Annotated in this window: 3 protein-coding genes; all 3 read left to right on the top strand. The window is 39.8% G+C overall.

Annotation, left to right across the window (positions count from 1 at the left end):
• The first annotated feature begins 195 nt into the window (after nt 1-195).
• Nucleotides 196-627 carry a hypothetical protein gene (locus R7O12_RS25445; protein ID WP_318126843.1) on the top strand — a complete coding sequence of 144 codons (432 nt, stop codon included), beginning with the start codon at nt 196-198 and terminating at the stop codon, nt 625-627.
• A gap of 3 nt (nt 628-630) precedes the next feature.
• Entirely contained in the window at nt 631-903 is a 273-nt protein-coding gene (locus R7O12_RS25440) for a GNAT family N-acetyltransferase (RefSeq protein ID WP_236577784.1), read from the top strand.
• Nucleotides 904-914: 11 nt separating this feature from the next.
• The coding region (locus tag R7O12_RS25435; protein WP_318126841.1) for a GNAT family N-acetyltransferase at nt 915-1,271 on the top strand (357 nt) is incomplete at its 3' end.

Below are 1,271 nucleotides of genomic sequence, written 5' to 3'. Positions count from 1 at the left end.
TTAGCATTTATTTTATGTGGCTTAAGCTATTTTTTGTGAGGCAGTTAATTGAATGCGTGTTGTTTATGTGAATCAATACGCATTTTGGTGAGGTATGACGCTAAGTTTGGTTATTATTTTGCCAAATTCATGTTTTTCTAAGTTCCTACGAAACAAATAGTTATAATTTTCTACTGCAAAGGTAGAGAGGTAGGGATGCTTATAAAATCATCTGCGAAAACAGCAGAAATCGATTGCTCTTGGCACAATCAGTTTGAACTCAGTCAAAAACCGTACAACGGTTATTACTATGACTCCCAATTTTGGAAAAGGTTTTCCGAACACACCGCTGTTTATTTATTCCAATCTGATGCGTTTACTCTTTTATCCTGTCCGGAAAATCTCTGGCATAAAATTAAACATTTTCAGCCGAGTGAGCTAGAGAGAAAATTAAATAACTTGCAATTATTCTGCGAATATGACGACGTCGACTATCATTTATTTAATGATAATACCTTCAATAAAGATGCTGATGTTTTCACTTTGAATATTGAATCTGACAATGAGTTGCTTGACGTATTTTTACGTAGTAACAGCGCAGAAGATATTGAGAAAGCCGATTTCGAGCTCGATAGCCACTTCTTCTAGGGCATTTTAGAAGAGGGTAAATTGGTTGCGGCATTAGCGTCATATTGCTACGAAGGAAAGGAACCATTTGAGTCGTTATCGTTACTGGTTAGCCCTAAAGCGAGAGAAAAAGGGTACGGTAAGCGCTTGCTTTCACACTTAGTGGCGGAGGTTAAAACGCGAGATCGTAAAGTGAGATACCGAGTAAATATCGAAAATACACCTTCGATTAAGTTGTGCGAATCTTTGGGATTTGAAGCTTATAACCGATTGCGCGTATTTACTCAGGATGAATAGAAAGGAAAGTAATGGGATACACAGTAAGGAATGCTGTCAGAGAAGAAGCAGCTCAAATTGCTAAAATACATGTCGATTCGTGGCAGGTGGCGTACAAAGGGTTAATGCCACAAAGCTATATAGAGCAGTTTACCATTGAGCGCCGAGAAAGGATGTGGACACGAGTTATGACGGAGCAACTGGCTCAATTGATCGTGGTTGAGAAACAAGGGGAAATCGTCGGGTTTTTAAGTTACGAGTTGCCTAACCACACCAGTGAAGATAAAACGGCGTTGGTAACGTGTTGCTATGTCTCGCCGTTACATTATGGGCAAGGAGCAGGAAGTGCACTGTTAGATGAGCTCGAAACACGTCTTCTCTCTACGCCA

This window comes from Vibrio sp. Vb1574 (genome assembly GCF_033338675.1).
Note: the sequence above shows the minus strand (reverse complement) of the source record. Positions and strands in the feature narration are given on the sequence as shown.

Bases quoted from the DNA above. Each gene is read 5' to 3' on its own strand.
- R7O12_RS25445 (WP_318126843.1), top strand. From the start codon at position 196: ATGCTTATAAAATCATCTGCGAAAACAGCAGAAATCGATTGCTCTTGG.